This is a genomic window from Aquimarina muelleri DSM 19832 (assembly GCF_000430665.1).
Taxonomy (GTDB): domain Bacteria; phylum Bacteroidota; class Bacteroidia; order Flavobacteriales; family Flavobacteriaceae; genus Aquimarina; species Aquimarina muelleri.
The window spans coordinates 50,138-73,805 of the sequence record NZ_AUML01000026.1; the positions used below are offsets into that span (position 1 = coordinate 50,138).

26 protein-coding genes and 1 tRNA gene are annotated in these 23,668 nt (G+C 30.7%); 24 read left to right on the forward strand and 3 right to left on the reverse strand.

Annotated features, from left to right (window positions below; all coding sequences use genetic code 11):
* Window positions 1–90: 90 nt before the first annotated feature.
* From H527_RS0111445 to H527_RS0111475, 7 genes are all read left to right on the forward strand, one after another.
* Window positions 91–993 (forward strand): DUF6892 domain-containing protein, encoded by a 903-nt coding sequence (locus H527_RS0111445; protein ID WP_027412849.1) that lies wholly within the window; start codon window positions 91–93, stop codon window positions 991–993.
* 194 nt (window positions 994–1,187) lie between these two features.
* Window positions 1,188–1,559, forward strand: coding sequence for a VOC family protein (locus H527_RS0111450; RefSeq protein WP_211235732.1), 372 nt, complete (start codon window positions 1,188–1,190; stop codon window positions 1,557–1,559).
* Between the two features lie 478 nt (window positions 1,560–2,037).
* On the forward strand, window positions 2,038–2,919 hold the full coding sequence (locus H527_RS0111455; protein WP_035087974.1) for a DMT family transporter: 882 nt from the start codon (window positions 2,038–2,040) through the stop codon (window positions 2,917–2,919).
* Between the two features lie 118 nt (window positions 2,920–3,037).
* Window positions 3,038–3,487: a KTSC domain-containing protein gene (locus tag H527_RS0111460; protein WP_027412852.1), complete on the forward strand. Its 450-nt coding sequence runs from the start codon at window positions 3,038–3,040 to the stop codon at window positions 3,485–3,487.
* A 67-nt stretch (window positions 3,488–3,554) separates the two neighbouring features.
* Window positions 3,555–4,901 (forward strand): DEAD/DEAH box helicase, encoded by a 1,347-nt coding sequence (locus H527_RS0111465; protein ID WP_027412853.1) that lies wholly within the window; start codon window positions 3,555–3,557, stop codon window positions 4,899–4,901.
* 18 nt (window positions 4,902–4,919) lie between these two features.
* Window positions 4,920–6,230 carry a DEAD/DEAH box helicase gene (locus H527_RS0111470; protein ID WP_027412854.1) on the forward strand — a complete coding sequence of 437 codons (1,311 nt, stop codon included), beginning with the start codon at window positions 4,920–4,922 and terminating at the stop codon, window positions 6,228–6,230.
* 81 nt (window positions 6,231–6,311) lie between these two features.
* Window positions 6,312–6,503, forward strand: coding sequence for a cold-shock protein (locus tag H527_RS0111475; protein WP_027412855.1), 192 nt, complete (start codon window positions 6,312–6,314; stop codon window positions 6,501–6,503).
* A 249-nt stretch (window positions 6,504–6,752) separates the two neighbouring features.
* Here the strand turns inward: H527_RS0111475 and H527_RS0111480 are convergent, their stop codons facing one another.
* From H527_RS0111480 to H527_RS0111490, 3 genes are all read right to left on the reverse strand, one after another.
* Window positions 6,753–7,913: an iron-containing alcohol dehydrogenase gene (locus H527_RS0111480; RefSeq protein WP_027412856.1), complete on the reverse strand. Its 1,161-nt coding sequence runs from the start codon at window positions 7,911–7,913 to the stop codon at window positions 6,753–6,755.
* Window positions 7,914–8,011: 98 nt separating this feature from the next.
* Entirely contained in the window at window positions 8,012–8,644 is a 633-nt protein-coding gene (locus H527_RS0111485; RefSeq protein ID WP_027412857.1) for an NAD(P)H-dependent oxidoreductase, read from the reverse strand.
* 35 nt (window positions 8,645–8,679) lie between these two features.
* Window positions 8,680–9,258 (reverse strand): TetR/AcrR family transcriptional regulator, encoded by a 579-nt coding sequence (locus H527_RS0111490; RefSeq protein WP_027412858.1) that lies wholly within the window; start codon window positions 9,256–9,258, stop codon window positions 8,680–8,682.
* Between the two features lie 1,012 nt (window positions 9,259–10,270).
* On the opposite strand from H527_RS0111490, the gene H527_RS0111495 reads away from it, so the two are divergent.
* The 17 genes from H527_RS0111495 to H527_RS0111575 all read left to right on the forward strand — a co-directional run bounded on the left by H527_RS0111495 (window position 10,271) and on the right by H527_RS0111575 (window position 23,649).
* Window positions 10,271–11,662: an RtcB family protein gene (locus tag H527_RS0111495; RefSeq protein WP_027412859.1), complete on the forward strand. Its 1,392-nt coding sequence runs from the start codon at window positions 10,271–10,273 to the stop codon at window positions 11,660–11,662.
* Between the two features lie 302 nt (window positions 11,663–11,964).
* On the forward strand, window positions 11,965–12,375 hold the full coding sequence (locus tag H527_RS23150) for a hypothetical protein (protein WP_155837873.1): 411 nt from the start codon (window positions 11,965–11,967) through the stop codon (window positions 12,373–12,375).
* The gene (prfH, locus tag H527_RS0111505; protein ID WP_027412861.1) at window positions 12,375–13,070 is read left to right on the forward strand and encodes a peptide chain release factor H; all 696 of its coding nucleotides are present in this window, start codon (window positions 12,375–12,377) and stop codon (window positions 13,068–13,070) included. The genes H527_RS23150 and prfH overlap by 1 nt, the downstream gene beginning before the upstream one ends.
* 3 nt (window positions 13,071–13,073) lie before the next feature.
* Window positions 13,074–13,610 carry a tetratricopeptide repeat protein gene (locus tag H527_RS0111510; RefSeq protein ID WP_027412862.1) on the forward strand — a complete coding sequence of 179 codons (537 nt, stop codon included), beginning with the start codon at window positions 13,074–13,076 and terminating at the stop codon, window positions 13,608–13,610.
* Between the two features lie 984 nt (window positions 13,611–14,594).
* Window positions 14,595–14,667 (forward strand) — tRNA-Cys (locus tag H527_RS0111515).
* A 66-nt stretch (window positions 14,668–14,733) separates the two neighbouring features.
* Entirely contained in the window at window positions 14,734–14,910 is a 177-nt protein-coding gene (locus tag H527_RS23965) for a hypothetical protein (protein WP_155837874.1), read from the forward strand.
* Window positions 14,911–15,147: 237 nt separating this feature from the next.
* Complete coding sequence (locus H527_RS0111525) at window positions 15,148–15,828, forward strand: NUDIX hydrolase (protein ID WP_035087978.1); 681 nt, start codon at window positions 15,148–15,150, stop codon at window positions 15,826–15,828.
* 119 nt (window positions 15,829–15,947) lie between these two features.
* The gene (gene prs / locus H527_RS0111530) at window positions 15,948–16,772 is read left to right on the forward strand and encodes a ribose-phosphate diphosphokinase (RefSeq protein ID WP_027412864.1); all 825 of its coding nucleotides are present in this window, start codon (window positions 15,948–15,950) and stop codon (window positions 16,770–16,772) included.
* Window positions 16,769–17,227 carry a nucleoside 2-deoxyribosyltransferase domain-containing protein gene (locus tag H527_RS0111535; protein ID WP_027412865.1) on the forward strand — a complete coding sequence of 153 codons (459 nt, stop codon included), beginning with the start codon at window positions 16,769–16,771 and terminating at the stop codon, window positions 17,225–17,227. Before prs ends, H527_RS0111535 begins: the two co-directional genes overlap by 4 nt.
* Window positions 17,224–18,171, forward strand: coding sequence for an ADP-ribosylglycohydrolase family protein (locus H527_RS0111540; protein WP_027412866.1), 948 nt, complete (start codon window positions 17,224–17,226; stop codon window positions 18,169–18,171). Before H527_RS0111535 ends, H527_RS0111540 begins: the two co-directional genes overlap by 4 nt.
* Window positions 18,168–18,716 (forward strand): riboflavin biosynthesis intermediates N-glycosidase, encoded by a 549-nt coding sequence (gene ybiA / locus H527_RS0111545; protein WP_027412867.1) that lies wholly within the window; start codon window positions 18,168–18,170, stop codon window positions 18,714–18,716. The genes H527_RS0111540 and ybiA overlap by 4 nt, the downstream gene beginning before the upstream one ends.
* Window positions 18,717–18,734: 18 nt before the next feature.
* The gene (locus H527_RS0111550) at window positions 18,735–19,283 is read left to right on the forward strand and encodes a 2OG-Fe(II) oxygenase (RefSeq protein WP_027412868.1); all 549 of its coding nucleotides are present in this window, start codon (window positions 18,735–18,737) and stop codon (window positions 19,281–19,283) included.
* Window positions 19,280–19,822 (forward strand): RNA 2'-phosphotransferase, encoded by a 543-nt coding sequence (locus H527_RS0111555; protein WP_027412869.1) that lies wholly within the window; start codon window positions 19,280–19,282, stop codon window positions 19,820–19,822. The genes H527_RS0111550 and H527_RS0111555 overlap by 4 nt, the downstream gene beginning before the upstream one ends.
* Window positions 19,819–20,856 carry an ADP-ribosylglycohydrolase family protein gene (locus tag H527_RS21930; protein ID WP_051316732.1) on the forward strand — a complete coding sequence of 346 codons (1,038 nt, stop codon included), beginning with the start codon at window positions 19,819–19,821 and terminating at the stop codon, window positions 20,854–20,856. The genes H527_RS0111555 and H527_RS21930 overlap by 4 nt, the downstream gene beginning before the upstream one ends.
* A 22-nt stretch (window positions 20,857–20,878) precedes the next feature.
* Window positions 20,879–21,721 (forward strand): ADP-ribosylglycohydrolase family protein, encoded by an 843-nt coding sequence (locus tag H527_RS0111565; protein WP_027412870.1) that lies wholly within the window; start codon window positions 20,879–20,881, stop codon window positions 21,719–21,721.
* The gene (locus H527_RS0111570) at window positions 21,718–22,443 is read left to right on the forward strand and encodes a metallophosphoesterase (RefSeq protein WP_027412871.1); all 726 of its coding nucleotides are present in this window, start codon (window positions 21,718–21,720) and stop codon (window positions 22,441–22,443) included. Before H527_RS0111565 ends, H527_RS0111570 begins: the two co-directional genes overlap by 4 nt.
* Window positions 22,444–22,674: 231 nt before the next feature.
* Window positions 22,675–23,649 carry a hypothetical protein gene (locus H527_RS0111575; RefSeq protein ID WP_155837875.1) on the forward strand — a complete coding sequence of 325 codons (975 nt, stop codon included), beginning with the start codon at window positions 22,675–22,677 and terminating at the stop codon, window positions 23,647–23,649.
* Window positions 23,650–23,668 lie beyond the last annotated feature (19 nt).

Genomic DNA, 23,668 nt, shown 5'->3' on the forward strand with positions numbered 1-23,668 from the left:
ATTAAAAATCTGCTAGATTTGTAAGTAATATAAGAAAAATATACCTGATTAGAGGTGTTTCATTTTTGTAGCTAATTCACCAAGATGACTATGATTAAATTAGATATATCCCAAAATAATTTTACTATTAATGATACTTCTTTAAATTTTCCAATTGAAATTGAGGTTTTAGATAAAATACTGTTAGCTAATAAAAGAACAGTAAAGAAAAAACATAACATAATTTACACTTGGGATGATTTAGGAATATTAGCGTATTCAAAAAATGGTCAAGTTGTAGAGAGTTTGTTATTGGAGTTGAAAAAAGGGGATTTTGATTTTAGTTCCAAAGATATTTTTAAGGGACAATTTTATTTTGATAATGAAGAAGTTATAACCTATTATAAAACCAATAAAGACAAGAGGGTTAAGCTTTTTGACGGAGATTCAAATGGAGCTTTAGTTCTAAATAATATAAGTGTTTGGTTCGATTCTGATAAAAACAATATGGAAGCAATTGAAATAGCTGCTTTTAAAGGCGTATCAATTCAAAAAATACCAAAAGATAAGTATACAATTAAGGAGGTAAATGAAGAACTGATTGAATTTTCAGATTTTGGTTTTAAGTTATCTATCATTCAGGAATTGATGTATACCAAAGAAATCTTAGAACCCAAATTTGACCTATTTGAATTTGTTATATGGTATACTAAAAGAGATATTGATCTTGAGAAAGAAGGTTATGAACCAATACCAGAGGTAACTCAATACTTCAAGGATTTACCCATACCTAAAAAATTTGCAACAGAAATAACTGAAATCTATCAAGATGGCGGAAATGAAATTTATATGCAACTTCTACGATTTGGAGAAGGTTGGGAAGGCTATTGGGATATTGAAAATGCAAAAGATGCAAAACACTTTCCTAATCTAAAAAAGGCCATATTATGCTATGCAAAGGAAAATGTTCTTAATGAATTAAATGATATGGGCATTAAATCAGAATGGATATAACCCCAGTATATTTTAAGATAAAACTAAAAGAAACTAATCGAGTTCAGTTTATCTTGTATTTTTTTAACTTGTACAACAAGCACAAATATCTAATTATAACACTTAGCCTTATAATGTCTTGTCATGAAATAAGTTTATACAAAACATTCAAAAATTGAAATAAAAAAGTAGATATGAAGAAAATAAATAGAATAATGACGAATATCTGTTCGGATAATTTAGCGAAAAGTCGAGATTTTTATACAAAACTGTTCGACTTCAACGTAGATTATGATAGTGATTGGTTTGTTCATTTAATCTCGAAGGACAAAAAACTGGAATTAGGAATAATTGAACGAACAAATGAGATCGTGCCGAACGGCTTTCAGAATAATCCGCAAGGATTTTATGTTACATTTGTAGTGGATAATGTGGATGAAATATTTAAAATTGCAGAATCGGAAAAATTTGAAATCATCAACGAACCTATCGACACTTTTTATGGACAAAGAAGATTATTGCTCAAAGACCCAAACGGAGCTTTAGTAGATATTTCTTCACCTATTAAGGATTTTAATTTTAATTAAAAACTAATTGAAACCAAAGTAAAAATAGCACGATAAAGCTATCAGGCTCTACTCTACGTGCAATTGCCTACGAAACAGAAATTTTGTTAAACCCCTAATGCAAAGCAATAGACTTTTAAGGTTTTTAATGTTGCCCGATTATGATGGTTGAGTGCAAAATGTCGGAACAAACTGTAAGTCAGATACACTTCTAGCATTAAATAAGATAGAAGGTCGATCCTGCAGTCATAATTGAATACGATCCACATAATTAAAACCAACTGGTAAGATGAATGGAAAGAAAATCATTGCGGAATATAATAATGATTTCAAAAAAGTACATTCTAATCGACTATCAAATAAATCATAATATTCTAACACTAAAAGTTGCAGAATTTAAAAGACTTGAATATATAAATTTTATATCTCTAATATTGAGATAGAAAACTTTATTTTAGCATTTGTTTTCAAAAAAAATATTTAAAGAACTATCAAATCTGTGTTTAAATCCAACCATTTATTATTTATTATCCCTGCTTTAATCTGGGGGTCTACATGGTATATTATTAAATACCAACTTGGTACGGTAGATCCAATAGTTTCTGTGTCATACAGATTTGGATTAGCAGGTATTTTATTACTAGGATATTCTAAGGTCAGAAAACTCCCTTTATCCTTTACAAAAGAGCAGCATTTTTTTATTGCATTACAAGGCATATTATTGTTTGGTACTAATTATTGGTTGGTATACATTTCAGAACTATATTTAAGTAGTGGGCTGGTTGCAGTAGCATTCTCCACATTAATTTTTTTAAATATATTTTTTGGAGCTTTGTTTTTAGGAGATAAAATCAAAAAAAATATTATTATTGGAGCAGTTTTTGGTCTTCTTGGAACCATTTTAATTTACCAATCTGAATTTAGAAGAATTGATTTTACTCAGGATCAGATTAAAGGATTGTTATTTTGTATTGCTTCTATTACTTTTGCATCTTTAGGAAACATAACCTCGTCACACAACCAACGTAAGTTTAAGCTTCCTGTTATTCAAACCAATGGTTTTGGAATGGTTTATGGGTCTATTGCTATGCTACTTATAGCAATACTTACAGGTAAACAGATTACTATAGATACCTCTGTCTCTTATCTTTTTTCATTAGGATATTTAACTATTTTTGGATCTATTATTGCATTTACAGGATACCTTACCTTAATTGGCAGGGTTGGAGCAAGTAAAGCAGCGTATACGATAGTTATAATTCCTGTAATAGCATTAACTATTTCTACTATTTTTGAAGGGTATTCTCCAGATATATATGCTTTTATCGGGATGGCGCTTATTATTTTTGGAAATGTTTTAGCATTAAAAAACAAGAAGTAAACACTATAGATACCTCAAATTACTTCTATTTATACTATTAACATACCATTTATGCTTAAAAACAAGTGTGTTACAATAAAAAGATGTAGTTTCGCGCCTGCAATAAAAAACCCTAATTATGAAGCGCATAAAAGAGTATAAAAAGTTATTTTCTGTAGAAAAAGAAATCGATCTTAAAATTCTAAAAAAAAGCTATAGAGATTTAGTAAAAGAATGGCATCCTGATAAATTTCAAGATGGAGATCCACAAAAAGAAGCAGCAGAAATAAAAAGCAGACAAATAATAGATGGGTATCATTTTTTAGTTAGTATTGCTCCAGAAACTAAAGCTGCAAATCTAGAAGAATATATTATTACTACTTCAGAATCTGGTATTGCAGATTATCATCATAAAGGTATGTTGTTAGAAATTTCGTTTTTAGATGGAAATACGTATGAATATTTTGGTGTTCCGAAAAATGTTTACATTAAAATGGTGAATTCTGACAAATTAAATAGATTTGCTAAAAGAAATATTTTTAATTCTTATTTATACAGAAAATCAAAAAAGACACTGCAGGAAGCATAGGTTTAACTTATCCTTTTTTTTAGTTCTTGTATTGTAAAAGAGCATTCATTTTTGCCAAAATTATCTTATGTCGAAACATTTTTCAGAACTAGGTATTGCAACGCCTATACAAAAAGCATTAGCCGATCTAAATATTAGTATACCAACAGATATTCAAAGAAAGGCTATCCCGATTTTATTACATCAGAAAGAAGATTTTGTTGGTTTGGCAAAAACAGGAACTGGTAAAACGGCTGCTTTTGGATTGCCGTTATTGCAATTAATTGATAGAGAAAAAACTTCGATTCAGGTAGTTATTGTTGCTCCAACAAGAGAGTTAGGGCAACAAATTTATACTAACCTGTTGTCTTTTGCTATATATACACCAGAAATATCTATTGCTTCTATTTGTGGAGGAACACCTATTAAACCACAAATAGAGCTTTTAACTAAGACAACTCATATTGTTGTAGCAACCCCGGGACGCTTAATAGATTTAATAAAAAGAAAAGCCATTTCTATTAAAGATGCACAATATTTGGTGTTAGATGAAGCAGACGAAATGGTGACTTCACTAAAAGATGGTTTAGATGAAATTGTAAAAGAACTCCCTAAAAAGAGAAGAACTATTTTGTTTACTGCCACAATGCCAGGTACTATTAAGCAACTGATCCAGAATTACATGTCAAAGCATGTAGTGCATGTAGAGTCTGAAATGGAAACAGTCGGCCATCAAGGAATTGACCATCAGTATGTGGTAGTCGAGCCTATCGAAAAGTTAGATGTTTTAATGCATTTTTTAACATTACATGAAGGGAAACAAGGTATTATTTTTTGCAAAACAAAAGCTGCAGTAAATAAATTAGCAAAAAACTTAGCCATTCATAAATTTTCTTCAGGAGCGCTTCATGGTAGTTTATCGCAACCTATTCGAGATAGAATTATGGAGCAGTTTAGAGAAGGCCATATTAAAATATTAGTGGCAACAGATCTGGCAGCCAGAGGTATTGATGTAAAAGATATCGCATACGTAGTAAATTATCATTTACCCGATCTTTATGAAACCTATGTACATAGAAGTGGAAGAACAGCTAGAGCAGGAGCAAAAGGGTTATCTTTAACCGTAGTGCAAAAAGAAGAAGAATATGAAATAGCTGATTTCGAAAATGAATTAGGAATATCGTTTCATAAATATCAAAAAGCAGATACGCAAAGTATTGAAGATAACAATACATTATTGTGGGCAAAAAAAGTATTTAAAACAAAACCTAACAGAGAGGTTTCTTCAGAATTAAAAGATAAAATATATACCATCTTTCATCATCTTACCAAAGAGGAATTGATGGATAAGATTTTAGCGAATCATTTAGAACAGAACAAAAAAAGTATTCTTTCCACAGAAGAAAAACAAATACCTAAAAGAAGAAAACGTTAGTTTGTTAAAACACAACTTATGGCCAATACAATCAGATCACAAGCAGAAATTCTTCAAAAACTTAATATTCATGAGTTAAATCCTATGCAAGAGGAGGCTATTCCTGTAATAAAAAATAAGTCAAATGTTATTTTACTTTCTCCTACAGGTACAGGGAAAACTTTGGCATTTTTATTACCAATCATAGATCTTTTAGATGCTGATTGTAATGAGATTCAGGTATTAATTTTAGTGCCCTCTAGAGAACTTGCAATACAGATTGAACAAGTGGCTCGTAATATGGGATCTGGGTATAAAATAAATGCTGTTTATGGCGGTAGAGCAACATCAAAAGATAAAATAGAATTAAAGCATACGCCAGCTATTCTTATTGGCACTCCTGGTAGAGTAGCAGATCATCTAAGACAAGAACGATTTTCTACAACCAATATAAAAACGTTAGTACTAGATGAGTTTGATAAATCTTTAGAAGTAGGTTTTGAAGAAGAAATGAAGAATATAATATATTTACTTCCAAATTTATCTAAACGTATATTAACTTCGGCAACACAAGGAGTTAGTGTGCCTGGATTTGTAAAATTAGAGCAACCAACGATTATAAATTATGTAAAAGAAGGAACCTCTAAACTGGTATACAAAACTGTAATTTCTCCTACAAAAGATAAATTAGGAAGTTTATTAAAGGTTCTAAACCATATAGGTAATGCTCCTGGTATCGTATTTTGTAATTTTAAAAAAGATATTCAGGAGGTGAGTTCTTTTTTAGATCGTAATAGAATTAACCATGGTACTTTTCATGGTGATATGGAACAAAAAGATAGAGAGCGTTCTTTGATTAAATTTAGAAATGGAACACACCAAATACTACTCGCTACAGATTTGGCAGCAAGAGGAATTGATATTCCCGAGTTAAAATTTATTATCCATTATCAGCTTCCGTATTCTAAAGAAGAATTTACACACAGAAATGGTAGAACTGCCAGAGTAAATGAAAAAGGAACAGCTTATATATTAAAATGGGAAGAAGAATCTTTACGGGATTTTATTCCTGAGACAGATTTGGCAGATATCACGACAAAGATGACACGTACACCACAATACTGGGAGACTTTATTTATTTCTGGTGGAAGAAAAGATAAAATATCTAAAGGAGATATAGCAGGTTTGTTTTTTAAACAAGGAAATATAACTAAAGAACAATTGGGTGTCATAGAGTTAAAACAAGATTGTGCCTTTGTTGCGATCCCACTGGACAATGCTCAAGAGCTTGTAGAAAAGTTAAACAATAGTAGGTTAAAGAAAAAGAAAGTACGAATTACTATTCTTTAAAACATAAATAATAGAATCATCTAACTTCTGGCATCATATTTGAATACCTAATAGTAATTATTAAAATTAAAATTATTTAAAATGAGTAAAGGAACAGTAAAATTCTTCAACGATGCCAAAGGTTTCGGTTTTATTACAGAAGAAGGTTCAAACAAAGAGTATTTTGTTCACATTTCTGGATTAATAGATGAAGTTCGTGAAGGTGATGAGGTTGAATTTGATCTTACAGAAGGTAAAAAAGGATTAAACGCAGTAGACGTAAAAGTTATCTAACATATACGCTTAAAACTTTGTATCAAGCCTATCCAAATTTGGATAGGCTTTTTTATTTTCTATGTCTTTTTTTTAATATTATACGATTTACGAATAAAAATCTCGCATATAATCGCATTCTTTTTCTACTATATTTTCTTCATAAAATGAAACAATAGCTATGACTATTCTTTAATTTGATTCATCAATCTAGCGAAAAACCTTTGCAATTATTTATACGCAATTATCATCCGTAAATCGTATTACAAATTAATAAGCCATAGTTACGATTTTTTCAACATCGTTGGGTGCTAGGTTTTTATGTTCGCCCAGACCAAGCCAACCACGCTCTGTAAAACGTTTTGATATTAGCTCTGCAGTACCTTTATAATTATTGGTATATTTGGATAGTTTTGTATCAATACCTAATTCATTAAAAAAAGTTTCTGTTTTTTCTATAGCTATATGAGCTTTTTCCTCTATCGTTCCTTCCGTTATATTCCAAACACGTTCAGCATATTGCGCTAATTTTTCTTTTTTAGCTTCAAAATTGTATGTATAATGACTTGGTGCAATAATCGCCAGTGTTCTGGCATGATCAATACCATAAAGAGCTGTTAATTCATGACCTATTGCATGAACAGCCCAATCTGTAGGCACTCCTTTTTGGATTAATCCATTTAACGCCATGGTACAACACCACATAAAATTAGAAGCTTCTGTGTAGTTTGTTGGATCTTCTATTACCTTTGGAGCAATCTGAATTAATGTTTGTAAAATACTTTCTGCAAAGCGATCTTGCAGATAAGCACCAGATGGATACGTCATATATTGTTCTAATACATGTGTAAAAGCATCGGTTATACCATTAACAAGCTGTCTTTTAGGGATAGATTGTATTACCAAGGGGTCCAGTATAGAAAATACAGGAAAAAGCCCAACTCCTCCCATTGCTAGTTTTTCTTTTGTTTCTTTACGAGTAATTACGGCACCAGAGTTCATTTCTGATCCTGTTGCCGGCAGAGTTAAAACGGTTCCAAATGGCATTCCTTTTTTAGTGGGAGTATTGCTCGTTAAAATATCCCAAGGAGTATCTCCTTTGTATAAAGCTGCAGAAGATAAAAACTTGGTTCCATCAATAACAGAGCCACCACCAACTGCTAATAAAAATGTAATATCTTGCTCTTTAATGATTTGTAATGCATCCATTAAAATAGCATATTCTGGGTTTGCAGGAATTCCTCCAAATTCTACAACTTCAACATTCGATAAAGCTGTTTTTACTTGTTCATAGATTCCATTTTTTTTAATACTTCCACCACCATATAAAAGTAATACTTTAGCTTTTTCAGGTATTTCGGTACTCAATTTTTTAATGGTATCTTTTCCAAAAATGATTTTGGTTGGGTTTTTTAATTCAAAATTATTCATAGCTTTTTCTTTTATTCTTTTTTTCAATTAACAACATCAGAGCAAATTTTCTAAATATGCTTTGGAAAACTAAAACTCTCCGTATGAGATTTAAAGTTCTATTCTATAACTGTTACAAGATCCTCTGTACTTTTTCTTACTTTAACTAAATTTACCAACCAGTCCTCTTTTTCATCTCTATATCCTAAAGGTAATAAAACAGCACTTCTTAAACCTTTAGCTCTTAACCCTAATATCTCGTCTACTGCATCTGGATCAAAACCTTCAAGAGGAGTGGAGTCTACGCCTTCAAAAGCAGCAGCTGCAATAGATTGTGAAAAAGCAATATATGCTTGTTTTGCCGCGTGATTAAAATTCACTTCAGGATCTTTTTGAGGATAGGATCCTAGTAATTGTTGTCTATAGTTTTCCCATCCTTCATTTTCAAAACCTCTAATTTCATTAGTAAGATCAAACATTTTATTAATACGCTCTTCAGTATAGGTATCCCAAGCTGCAAAAACTAACAAATGAGAACAATCGGTTATTACAGATTGGTTCCATGCAACAGGTCTAATTTTTTCTTTAATCCCACTATTTGTTATAACAATAATTTCAAAAGGTTGTAAACCGCTAGATGTAGGAGCTAATCTTGCTGCTTCAATAATTCGTTCTATTTTATCTTGTGCTACTTTTTTACCATTCATTGCTTTTGCAGCATATCTCCATTTTAATTTATCTAATAGTTCCATTTTTTAATTTTTTAATAATTATTTATATGTTTATTTTATACCTTAATACTGTTCCATGCAGCCTGAAAAGCTTCCTCTATATGATCTTCATTTAATTGAAATATACCTCGTTGTTGCATGGTCATTAAAAATGATAAAGGACTTATCGTATATGCATATAGTAAAAAAGGAGATAAATCCTTTATTATACCTTTATCTTTACCTCGTTGCCATAAATCGAGTAGGGGTTGCAGGTGCTTTAAGCCTTTTTGTCTACTGGTTTCGTCTATCATAGGACTATGATCGCACTGACATAAAAACAAAGCTTCATCGGTTTCTTTTAATTTAAAATCAGCAATACGTTTCCAAACGATTTCAAAACCAGTTGCAACACATAAATCAGGACTATACGTCTCAAAAGCATAGTTAGTAAAAGCTGCTTTAACCTCTATATATACTTGATTAATAAGATCTTGTTTACTTTCAAAATACAAGTAAATAGTAGCTGGAGATACATTAGCCATTTTGGCTATTTTCGACATAGGTGCAGCATGAAATCCGTTGTTATTTACGAGGTTTATAGTTGCTTTTACCAGAGCATCCCTCTTAATTTGGCTTTTTAATAATTTGGACATAGCATTAAATTCTGGTGTAAAAATAATAAAAATGAACATTCATTCTTTTTTATTGTATTAGTTTATATATTAATTAACATGGTAAAAAAGAAAAGATTTTTTAATCTATATAGCGAATGGAAAAAAGTGTAAACCATTTTTTATAAAAAAACTGGAAAGAATAAGATATTTATACCATATTTGCATCTTAAATTAAGAATAAAAAAAGTTTTAAGCCTATGTTATTACCACTTGTACATAAAAAGGACGCTGTAAAGCTGTTTTCAAATCAAGAATATTAGGTATAAAACCATTGAAAAGATATAAAACAATAGAGCGTCCAAGAAATTGGACGTTTTTTTTATGTCATTTTTTCATAAACTATCCCTGTATAATAAAATAGTATTTGAAAGTTAAGCAACCTAATTTCAATTAATTACTAAATCAGCAGATATCCGTTAATTAACGGACAGGGATAATTATGCATATTTTTAAATTTAACTATCTAAAAAACAGATCTTTGTGATTTTAATTAATTTGTTTATTTGAAAAACAGATGTATATTTGCATCGCAATTAACGAATTGCATAAAAATAATAAATAACCCTTAATACCGAAGTAAAATGATCTTTATAAATATATTTTGCGATTCTCTAAAAGAACCAGGTTCTGCTATGAGAATGCTTCGGGACTTCCTTCACTACTAAATAATAATAATCTTTATTATATGAAAAGAAGTCTGAAGCCATAACGTTTCGGATTTTTTTGTTTTACACTTTGTTACATCAGTTAGGTCGTATTTTATACATATTGTACATTCAATTTTTCAGGCTAAACCAGCTTAAATATTTCGTACTTAATTTATTGAATATCTTTCAGGTTGAGCTTGTGGAACGCTGCCAGAGTAAACTTTTTAAAAACCTGTCAGGCTGAGCTTGTCAAAGCCAAATTTCCCGAAACACATATCAAAAAAATGTCAAACAGAGAAACATACATTGTATTTCTCAAAACTGACAAACATTAAATCATACCAATGGGAAATAAATTAAGAGGAAAAGACTTAATAAAATTAGGCTTTCCTAAAAACAATAGTATTAATGTGACTTTGAGTCAGGTTAATAGATATCAAAAGAAAATTAAAAAAGAACATATATTAACAGAAGCTAAAAAAGTTTTACTAGATCCAGAAGCATATCAAGGAGATAGTGTTTGGGGCAAAATAGCAGAGAGTTTATTAAAACCTGTAGAAGTTAAGAAACAGGTTTTAAAAACAATAAGATCACCTTTTCATATTTATGGCGAAAATGAAATTGAGGAGCAAGCCAAATATCAATTGTTTGATTCCTTAAAATTACCAGTGGCAGTAGCTGGCGCCTTAATGCCAGATGCACATACTGGATATGGTATGCCAATAGGAGGAGTACTCGCTACAAAAAATGCAGTAATTCCTTATGGAGTAGGAGTAGACATAGGTTGTAGGATGTGTTTAACAATATACCCTATAAAAATATCCTACCTTAAAGGAAAAAAGCACCAGTTAGTGAATATATTATCCGAACATACCAAATTCGGAATGTATGAGACTCATAAGATTAAGCATGATCACGAAATCTTTGAACGAGATGAATTCAAAACTATTCCTCTGGTCAAAAAACTGAAAGACAAAGCCTATAAGCAGTTGGGTACTTCTGGCGGAGGAAATCATTTTGTCGAATTTGGAGTGGTCAACATTACAGATATCGATAACGAATGGAAATTACCTACAGGAGAGTACATAGGCGTATTGTCGCATAGCGGGTCAAGAGGTCTGGGAGCTAATATTGCAAAACATTATACGTATTTGGCAACGAAACAGTGTCCATTACCTAAACATGTGCAACAATTAGCTTGGTTGGATCTAAATACCCATGACGGGCAAGAATATTGGTTAGCAATGAATTTGGCAGGAGATTATGCACAAGCATGTCATGATGATATACATGCCAGAATAGCAAAATTACTTGGATCAAAACCTGTAGCAAAAATTGAAAACCATCATAATTTTGCTTGGAAACAAGAGGTAAATGGAGAAGAATGTATTGTACACAGAAAAGGAGCAACTCCTGCAGCCAAAGGAGAACTAGGTATTATACCGGGATCTATGACTGCCCCCGGGTTTATTGTAAGAGGATTAGGTAATATAAAAAGTTTGCAATCTGCATCCCATGGAGCAGGTCGTTTACATTCTCGTAGAAAGTGCAAAGAAAAGTTTACCCAAAGTGAAATCAAAAAAGAATTGAAGACGCATGAAGTTACCCTTATTGGAGGCGGAATTGACGAAGCACCAATGGCCTATAAAAATATTGAAAAAGTAATGGCAAATCAGCAAGAATTGGTAGAAACTATAGGAACATTTACTCCTAAAATTGTTCGAATGGATAAGTAGTATAATTTGGGCGTTACCCTACGGGTCGGGCTTTCGGCTATATCTTTTGTATGCTCCTTCCAAAAAAAGGAACATACAAAAGGATGCCGCTTCAATCCCTAACGCAAAAAAAAATATAAAAAATGGAAACAAATAGATTTAGATCAACCATAAAAAGCCTAACCGCTTTCAAAGATATCATAAATGTTCATTGTCCAAATTGCAATGAAAAGGCTTCGTTACATAGAAAATTTGAAGATTATAGAAGCTACCGTGATCACTACGAATTCAGATGTAATAATTGTCATGCAGAAGTAAAGGAAATGAAGAAATTTATATATAGCGTAGATAGAAATTGTCCTTTTTGTCCAGCCGTTATAAACTATAGATCGCTCCCTACTTCTAAGATTAAAAAAGAAATAGAGGTGACTTGCAACGACTGTAAAGAAAGAATTTGTTACACTCCAAAAGTTGAGTCAGTATATGATTGGAAGTTTAAAGGAGAAAATATAGAATTTACGTACTGGTTTAGCGAAAGATTTAAAGGAGAAATGTTTTGGGCAGTAAATGAAGAGCATTTAATATATCTAGAAGATTTTATTTCGGCAAAGCAAAGACAACGCAGTAAAGAAAATTATGGAATGATGCTAGTGGATAAATTACCGCAATTTATAAAGGATAAAAAAAATAGAGATGAATTATTAAAATTAATCTTAAAACTAAAGAATAAGTAATGAATCAAAAAATTATACAAATAACAGCAGGCAGAGGCCCGGCAGAATGTTGCTGGGTCGTTGCCCAAATGCTTAAATACTTTTTAGAAGAAGTCCAACAAGCAGGATTATCCTATACCATAATCCAAAGAATACAAGGTACAGAAAATGGCACATTACAATCTGCTACGGTTACACTAGAAGGAAAAGAAATAGAATTATTTTTAAAATCCTGGATAGGTACTGTACAATGGATAGGAACTTCTACTTTTCGTAAATACCATAAGCGGAAAAATTGGTTTATAGGGGTTTATGAGTTAGATGTACTGCATCTGGAAAAATTAAAGGAATCGGATATTACATTTCAAACTATGCGAAGTTCTGGACCAGGTGGGCAGAATGTAAACAAAGTAAATTCGGCAGTTCGAGCAATACATCGACCTACAGATACGAGTGTAGTAGCGATGGATAGTCGTTCGCAACACCAAAATCGAAAAATAGCAATAGAGCGATTAAAAGATAGAGTATTAGAAGTACAATTAGAAAAATTAAAGCAATCTTTATCCGATCAATGGGAGAACCATCTTAATGTACAACGAGGAAACCCAATTAGAATATTTAAAGGAACGGATTTTAAGAAAGAAAAGAAGGTAAAAACCTTTAAAAATAAACGAAATCAGTTGAAAAAAGAGTTACAAAACGAATTAAAAAAATAAGAAATGAGTAATTTATTAGACAAATATTTATTTCAAGCTTTAGATGCATACCCATATAATCTGGAAGAGACCGTAGAGTCTTTAAACTATGCATTGTCTTATGATCAAAGAAACCCAACAGCATTAAGTCTTTTGGGGCAGATATATGCAGAGAATTTAAAGAATTATGAAACTGCAAAAGAGTATTTTCAACAAGCTTTGGCTGAGGATATATATGCAATAGATGTGTATCCAAAATACATTAATGTATTACTTTGGAATGAAGATTATAAAGAAGCTGAAAAATTAATAGAATTTGCATTAACCGTAAAAGGAACAGATAAAGCGATATTATATGTTAAAAAAGGTCTTTTGTTTGAGCAAAAAAAGAAATATAAAAAGGCGTTAAAATATTTAAAATTAGCAAAAGAGAATACCTATAACAATCTGTTTATTGAAGAGATAAAAGAAGAAAAAGAAAGGATTAAAAGTAAAATGTCTAAGAAAAAATCAACGGATGCTACATCAAAATCTACTGCTAAAGAAACAAAGAAAAAATAAAATTCAACTATATTGAAAACTCCAACAAATAAAATAGTTAATAGTGTTGTAACACCATATATTTATTTCTATGAACTCTAACGTAATGATTCTATTAAAAGAGTAGTGGAGTAATAGATGAATTATTAAAAGGTAATTCTAACAGAAAGATCACATATAATGACAGAGGATTGGCAAAAAAATCACTTTGGAAAAAAAGAGACAAAGAAATGAAAACATACTTAACTTCTCTAAAAAAAGGTTGTTAAGAACAAAAAATGATTTCAATTTTTAAAATAATTTGGAGAATATCTAAAAAAACTACCCATATTTGCATAACAAAATGACACAGAATAGAATACATATAACACCTAAATCGCTTTTTTGTAAATGCGATTATCGATGGATTACCGAGGTATCCATTCGAAACAGGGCGTTGTGTAGCTATTTTTGATCTCATATATAATGTGATTTAATACAAAAACTAGATATAACCATGAGCGTCCAATAAATTGGACGCTTTTTTTATGATTTTTTTTAAATGAATGTATAAAAGTTAATAAATACATATAAAATAATATTTGGAAACTAAGCATCAGAAACACAGACGATTGCCAAAAAATCCAAAATCTGTTATAAAACGGACAGGGATTCCTATATTTAATTTTTAATCATAAGTAATTGATTTTCAGTGAAATAAAATTAAAAATAGTTTGGATATTTAAAAAAAGTTTTGATCTTTGCCCTGCAATCAAAGCAAAACAATAACTAGGATTGTACTAATATAAAGCATATAAAAATGATACCTAATAATTCAGAACACATAGTAACCCGCCTTTTAACCAAGCAAGGAAGATATTGTTCTGTTATTAATATAATAGGTGTCTATTTTATAAAAAGAATGAAGATAAGAACATAACTTATTTACAAGATATAAAAAAGACGCCCGAACAAGGCGTCTTTTTTTATGCTCTTTTACGAAAAAATATTCTATCGTATCCCAAAGACAAGATGGCTGAATGGTGAAGGCAACGGTTTGCAAAACCGCTTTTTATGAGTTCGAATCTCATTCTTGTCTCTATTTTATCTATCTGTGTTTATCATAGTATTTAAAACAATGTGTAACTAAATAAATTAATCTATTATGAAAACTCACTTTACTATTACAAAAGGAGAAATGAAAAGAAAAACCCCATGGATCACCAGAATATTATTAAAGTGGGGTTCTATCTATGTAAATGCCATGAGCAAAGCTCTATATCCACCAGAAACTAAAGATATAGAAAGTAAAAATGACATACATCGCACTTTTTATAAATAAAAAAGGAAACTACGCATGATGACTGCGTATTTTGGGAAATATAATCAAAATCCTATAATCTTTTATTTTTTTAAATACTTAGACTATTAATGAGGGATTAAAAACACTTCAGCTTTGAGTATGTTGGCGCATTTTTAATAAACAAACTTTATACAAAGATTACTTCTTTGAGATATTTAGGAAAAACTTATAAAAATGCGCTATTAAGTTTTAAGTTAAATCCCTAATTTTGCGTATATGATACGCCAAAATATTAAAGTTGCTGTAGATGCTGTAGTCTTTGGATACAAAGACAAAATTCTTAATGTATTGCTGATAAGGAGAAATATAGATCCCTATAAAGATTCTTGGGCATTACCTGGTGGTTTAGTTTTGGAAAATGAAAATCTGGAGCAAGCAGTAGAGCGGGAGTTAAAAGAAGAAACTAATGTTACTGTAGATTATTTAGAGCAACTATACTCTTTTGGGGATCTTGGTCGAGATCCCAGAAATAGAGTGGTTAGCATAACGTATTTTGCATTGGTTAAACCAGAACATCATGATATAAAAGCAGATACCGATGCCAAGGATGTCGCTTGGTTTGATGTACAAGATCTTCCCGAATTGGCTTTTGATCATGCTAAAATCCTAAAAAAAGCAAAGAAAAGACTGCAAAATAAATTAACCTATGAGCCTATAGGTTTTGATTTACTAGAAAATAAATTTCTGTTTTCAGATTTAGAAAAACTGTATATGACTATTCTAGAAAAGGAAATAGACCGCAGAAATTTTAGAAAAAAAATACTTGGTTTTGGTATTTTAAAAGAATTAGACGAAAAAGTATCTGAGGGTAGAGGAAGACCAGCTAATTTATTCCAATTTAATAAAAATCAATATTTTAAATCAAAAGAAGAAGGTTTTTTCTTTGATATAAAATAAATTTTTTTACTCATTTCTAGCCCAAAAATAGTTTGTAGGCTTATTTATTGTTTTTTTTACGCAAAATAATTTGGTGGAATACATAAAGTATTTTAAATTTGCGTAAAAATAACACAATTATGAAATATCTACATCTTGACCCATCGTTTGCACCATATACTACATCTATAGATTTTGAAGCATTTGTTTTTAATGGGGGAGAACCACATATAAAAATAAAAGACCAAAATATAGGAGAAGAAGTTACTATAACCCATCGTATTAACTCATTTAATGATTTTGGATTAGTATTAGTTGCTACAGATGCACTTAAAAGAATGGACGTAAAGATCATTAATCTGTTTATACCTTATTTTCCTGCTGCACGACAAGATAGAGTAATGGTGTCGGGAGAATCCCTGTCTGTAAAGGTGTACGCAGATATCCTAAATGCACAAGGGTATAATCAAATTACTGTTTTTGATCCACACTCTGAGGTAACACCAGCAGTATTAAATAATGCAAAGGTGATCCAGAATTACGATTTTGTAAAACAGTGTTTAGAAACCATAAAAGAAGAAGTTATATTGATATCTCCAGATGGTGGTGCATTAAAAAAAATCTATAAAGTTTCAGAATATCTAGGAGGTATCGAAGTAGTAGAATGTTCTAAAAAACGAGATGTAAAAACAGGAGCCCTATCCGGTTTTAGAGTTTATGAAGAAGATCTACAAGGAAAACATTGTGTGATCGTAGATGATATATGTGATGGTGGAGGTACTTTTTTAGGGTTAGCACAAGCTCTAAAAGAAAAAAATGCAGGAAAATTAAGTTTAGTGGTTAGTCACGGTATCTTTAGTAAAGGATTGGATAGTTTAACACAACTATTTGATACCGTGTTCACTACTAATTCTTTTAGAAATATTAATGAAGAAGGAGTAGTACAGATACCAGTTGTAAAATGAATGTAATAAAAGCACCAGAAGAATTAACTATAAATAATCAATATAGTATTTTTTTAGCAGGAAGCATAGAAGGAGATACAGCTACAAAATGGCAAGATATGGTTATAGAAAACCTATCGAATGAAAAAGGAATTTTACTAAATCCTAGGAGATTAAGTTGGGATACTTCCTGGAAACAAGAGATAGAAAACCCTAAGTTTAAGGAACAAGTTACGTGGGAATTAGATGCTTTAGAACAAGCAGATAGAATTATTATGTATTTTGATCCGGCTACTAAATCACCAATATCCTTATTAGAGTTAGGATTATTTGCCAAAAGTGGAAAACTACTTGTCTGTTGCCCAAAAGGATTTTGGAGAAAAGGAAATGTAGATATTGTGTGTGAACGATATAAGGTCGATCAAGTAAATAATTTGGAAGAATTAATTGACGAGGTAAAGAAAAAATTAAAATGAAATCGTTGTTAGACAATATAAAAGGAGGGATTTTTGGGGTAGCAGTAGGCGATGCGTTGGGAGTTCCGGTAGAATTTAAATCACGAGAGTTTTTAAAGAAACAGCCTGTTACTGATTTTATGGGGTACATGTGTTGGAACCAACCTCCAGGAACATGGTCTGATGATACATCATTAACACTATGTCTGGTGGATAGTTTGATAAAAGATTACGACGTTGAGGATATAGCAAAAACCTTCGCCAAATGGTATACAAATGGATATTGGGGAGCACATAACGAAGTATTTGATATTGGCGGGAGCACCCGATATTCTCTCGATAGAGTTTTAAAAGGAGAATCAGGAAAATATTCAGGAAACATGTTTGAAACCGATAATGGTAATGGTTCCTTAATGAGGACATTACCATTAGTGTTTTTTTTGCAAAAAGAAACCGATAGTAATAAAAGGTATCAAAAGATAAAAGAAGTATCCTCTATTACGCATGCACATTTTAGATCGGTTTTTTCCTGTTTTATATATGTAGAATATGCATTACTCCTTTTACAAGGCCAAGATAAATTTGTAGCGTATGAAAACATGAAGAAACCATTACTAGAATTTGCTTATAAAATGGATTTCAACCCTATAGAGATAGATCTGTTTCATAGAATATTAAAAGGAAATATTTTTGAAGAAAGCAAAGATTCTATACAGAGTTCGGGATATGTTTTACATTCATTAGAAGCTTCATTATGGTGTTTATTAACATCAGACTCGTATGAAGAATCGGTACTAAAAGCAGTAAATCTAGGTGGTGATACAGATACTACAGGAGCCATAACAGGTGGTTTAGCAGGATTATATTATGGCTATAATACTATTCCTGAAACATGGAAATTTCAATTAGCCAAATTTGAAGATATAGAAGAATTACTAAAAAAATTTAATAAAAGTTTGTCATGAAATATAATATAGAACAAACACAGAAACAATTCAACCAAGAAGAAAATATAAAATTTATGTTCTTTTGGGGACATACACCAAATAAAGACGGTAGTATCGGTAAAAGTTGTTTTAGTCAATGGTGGCAATCTAATTTTGAAGTAAAAGGAGTTACTTATAAAACCGCGGAACATTGGATGATGGCAGAAAAGGCAAGACTATTTAAGGATCATACGATTTTAGATGAAATTATTAAAGTTTCTCACCCTATGGAAGCTAAAAAGTTGGGAAGAAAAATTAAAAATTTCGATCCTAAGATTTGGGATGCACATAAATATAAAATTGTAAAACAAGGAAACTTACATAAGTTTTCACAACACAAAGATCTCGCAGAGTTTTTGCTAAGTACTAAACAAGAAATCATTGTAGAAGCAAGTCCAAATGATAACATTTGGGGGATTGGTATGGCACAGGATAATAAAAATGCACAAAACCCTAATTTGTGGAAAGGAAATAATCTATTAGGATTTGCCTTAATGGAAGTCAGAGATGAGTTGAGTATATAACTTTTAAAAGAAACAATAATGATACTTCAAACGATAACAGATAGAATTTGGACTATTGAAAACTTTCTTTCTCAGAAAGAATGCCAAGATCTTATTTCATTTAGTGAAAACAAGGGGTATGATGAAGCAGATGTAGGACTTGCTTCGGGAGCCAAGATGATGAAAAATATAAGAAATAATTACCGTTTGATTTATGAAGATATTAATTTTAAGGATAGTATTTGGAAAAAACTAACTCCATTTTGCCCAACAAAGATAGAGGATTCACTATTAACTGGTTTAAATAAGAGATTTAGGTTCTATAAATATAATACAGGACAAAAATTTAAAAGACATATAGACGGGTGTTTTAGAAGAAATCACGAAGAAAGTAGAATCACTTTTATGATATATTTAAATGATAATTATAAAGGAGGAGAAACAAAATTTGATGAAGCTACAATACAACCACAACAAGGAAAAGCGCTCTGTTTTATTCATGAACAAAAACACGAAAGTATTCCTATTATTGAAGGTGTAAAATATGTATTGCGTAGTGATATAATGTATGAAATTAAGGATAAATGAAACCAAATAATAAACACATAAGTAAATTTTTAAGTCTTATTTTAAGGCACAATCCAGATAAAATTGGATTACAATTAGATGAAAACGGTTGGGCAGATGTTAATGAGTTGCTTGGTAAAACACAAAAACATCAACCAAAATTAGATATAAAACTATTAAAAGAAATCGTAGAAACCAACGATAAAAAACGCTTTGCTTTTAATAATGAAGAAACTAAAATAAGAGCCAATCAAGGACATTCTGTATCTGTAGATTTAGAATACGAACCAACACAACCACCAGAATTTTTATATCATGGTACCGTAGCTAAATTCATGGATGTTATTAAACAAAAAGGACTTTTGAAAATGAATAGACACCATGTACATCTTAGTGAAGAACGAGAAACTGCTATAAAAGTAGCTTCCCGAAGAGGAAAACCTATTGTTTTAACCATTCGATCTGGTGAGATGCACAAAAAAGGAATTAATTTTTTTCAATCCGATAACGGAGTATGGCTTACAGATATAGTTTTGCCAGAATATATAGGGTTTAAATGATTATCAAAGATATACTTATAGGGTTAGCAATAGGAGATGCATTTGGTGCAGGAGTAGAGTTTCAGGATCGAAACTGGATACGCAAAAATGTAGATTTCACTACTTTTGTTAATGTAAGAAATCAAATAGTAGTAGCTAAAGACAAAAAAGAAATCTTTACAAAAAATTATACCCCTTGGGATTATACTGATGATACAGAAATGACTATTGGAGTTCTAAAAGCTTTGATGTCAAAAGATACGTTTACTGAAGAACTATTGATCAAAAAATGGAAAGAAGAATATGAAAAAGGTATAAGAGAAAAAGGTTTTGGTAGAAATGGTCATGGATCTATGAGTTGGTATTACTCTGGAGATAAAACAATAGAAGAAGTAAGGGATTTTCAAAGAACCAGAAGTAACCCTGGCAATGCACCAGCAATGCGATCCCTTCCTTTAGGGTTGATTACAGAAAATAAGATAAATGAATACGCTGCCATTAATGCAAATGCCACACACCCCAATATAAATGCGGTTATATCTAGCCAATGTATTGCAAGAGCGACTGAGTTTATATGTATTAAAAAAGAAGATCCAAAAAAAGTAATTAAATATTGCATAGATACCATACCTCTAAATAAAGAATATAAAACGTACTTAAAAGATATAGACCATTTAGGTAAGTACGAAGACTTTACGGATAAGGATTTTGTTCGATTATGTGGGTCTCAACCAATTGAAAAACCTTATTTTTTATCAGGAATATACGGCATGCCATCAGATTCTAAATATACCGCAGGTTGTGTATTATATATTCTTAAAGAATCCATAAATGCTATAGATGCATTACAAAAATCTGTTTATTTAGGAGGAGATGTAGATTCTGTAGCTTCGATTACCACAGGGATAATGTCTGGAAAAACAGGATTGTTAAGTATTCCAGAATTTATGATAGAATCGGTAGAAGGTATAGAATATGTAACAGAAATTGCTAAGGATTTTAATACGTATCTTAATCAAATTGGGATAAAGACAGATCAAAAGACACTTATTTAGTATAATAGCAAAAATATAAATTATGATATTAGAAGCAGGTCTGGCAGATGCATATGGAGCAGGTTTTGAATTTGCAGATGCTAATGATATACTAGTATATAATACATTAAAAGAATACCGAAAACATCCAAGATATGCATCTATTTATGGTACATATACAGATGACACTCAAATGGCAATTGCTATTACAGAATTAATTTTAGAAACAAAAGAGTGGTCAAAATTAAGTATCGCAGATAAATTTGTTGAAGTATTTAAACGTGATCCCAGAAAGGGATATTCTTCAAGGTTTTACACTATTTTAGAACAAGTGAGTTCTGGAAAAGAGTTATTAGAGGTTTTACATCCTAATAGTAATCGTAATGGAGCAGCTATGCGAAGTTATCCAATAGGAATATATAAAAGAGAGGATGTAATACTTGAAAAGTCAGAACAACAAGCTATTATTACACATAATACAAAAGAAGGTATTCTTTCTTCTAAAATTATAGCTTTAGCAGCGCACTATTTTCTTTATAAAAAAGGAAGTAAAAAACACTTAATAGAGTATTTAGAAGTTACTCTTTCTCAACATTTTGATTTTATAAGAACATCTACTTTAAAAATGGAAGCATTACCGACAGTTAATACCGTTATTGCTTTAATTTTGGATCATAAAAGTATGAGCTCTTGTTTGATAGAGGCAGTTGATCTTGGAGGAGATACAGATACGGTCGCTTCTTTATCTTTAGCTATTTTAAGTTTATGCAAAGATACCATTTATGATTTACCCAATTGGTTATATAAGGACTTTAAAAACGATACATTTGGCAAAGATTATTTGATAGAATTAGACAACAAACTAAGTAATAAACTAATCGAATGAGAACTTTAGTAATAGGGGATATACATGGTGGACTTAAAGCTTTACTTCAAGTATTTGAAAGAGCAAAAGTAACCTCAAAAGACACCTTGATATTTCTAGGAGATTATGTAGATGGTTGGAGTGAATCTGCGCAATTGGTTCAGTATCTTATCGAACTTAATCAAAAACAAAAATGCATTTTTATAAAAGGAAATCATGACGTTTGGTGCCATGAATGGTTGCTGGATTTTGATAAGGATAACCCTGTTTGGTATAGAAATGGAGGAAAAGAAACTATAGAATCTTATGTAAATAGTGAATATATGATAGAGGAACATGTTGTCTTTTTTAAAGAACTTAAAAATTATTATGTAGATTCTAAAAACAGACTATTCATTCATGCAGGTTTTTCCTCTATGAAAGGACCAGAAAATGAGGTGTATCTTACCAATTACAGATGGGATAGAACATTATGGGAAATGGCTATCGTTATGGATAAAAAAGTAGAAAAAAATTCTGCCCTTTACCCCAATAGATTAAAGCTTTATTCTGAGATTTATATAGGACATACACCTACATTACACTATGATTCAGATATCCCAATGCAAGGCATAAATGTTTGGAATATAGACACAGGAGCTGCTTTTACAGGAAAATTATCTATTATAGATATCGATACGAAACAGTTTTGGCAAAGTGACCCTTTACCTTCTCTATATGCTACCGAAAGAGGAAGAAACTAAATCAATATTCTTATAGTATTGTACTGTAACAAAAATCATTTCCAAAATTTAACGGTAAACTGGGGGTTTTAAGAGTGTAAATACTATTAATTTCGTTTTTTATACCTACTAACCAAAGTTTTTTTACATATTATGAATTTATCGTATAACAAAAAAAATAACTTCTTTATTTACAAATCTTTAATCATTCTTTTAATACTTTGTAAATTTAATAATACTAGTGCACAAGAAATGAAATCCATAAAAAAAGATAGTTCTTATAGTATTATAGCGCATCCTATGAATGTATACGAAGGTGTTTATAAAAATGATAAACCATACCAAGGATATTTTAAAGATGGGGATCAAGAATTATTTACAGTAGATTATTATGAAGATGGGATCAAGAAATACAATTATTCTTTTGATGTATTGCAAATGTTAAAAGAGAATAAATTTGACGGAAATTCTCGAATAGAATTAAACAAAAAATCTATATACAAAAACGAAAAAATATTTGATGGTGTAAAATACCATTATATAAAAGATGGAATATTAGTAGAACAATATAAGGATGGTAAGCATACAGGATTTTATGTAGATGTTTTTGCAGTACACTATTATAACCGACTTATTTTTAAACTAGAAAAAGATACATTAGAAATTCTATCCATAAGAAATGAAGAGTATAGTATAAAACTTCTTTCAAAAAATAACTTTATATCAACAGAGTTGTATAAAAAAGACTCAGTGCTAGCCAGATCACAAAATATTGAGCCTAATACCAGTAAGTTTCCAGTTAATAGTACTATACGAATTTATAAAGAGGATGGTATTATAAAAGGGAGGTCTTATAAGAATAATGACGAATCGGATCTTATGTATCAAGAAGCCAGAGAAATAATGGAAATTTTTAATAGATTAGAAGCTTATAATCTAAATAATCTTTTGGATATTTTTAATACTTTATTAAAGGATATGGTTTCGAACAATAACTCTAGGGATATAGAAAGAAACACAACCGAAAATACGATGATTATAGGTGGCTTTGTTTCAGATCAAGATGGAAAAATAAAAGATGGAATTAGGTTTTTGGGTAGTCAAAAAGATAGCTATTATCAAATATTTAAAAATAATAAAATTCTCAAAGAAGAAAAGGCTACGTTAGAGAATTTTCAGGAAATATTTTCTACCTATATGGAAAAAAAGTACAATTCAGAAGATTAAGGATAAAATATTAAATAAT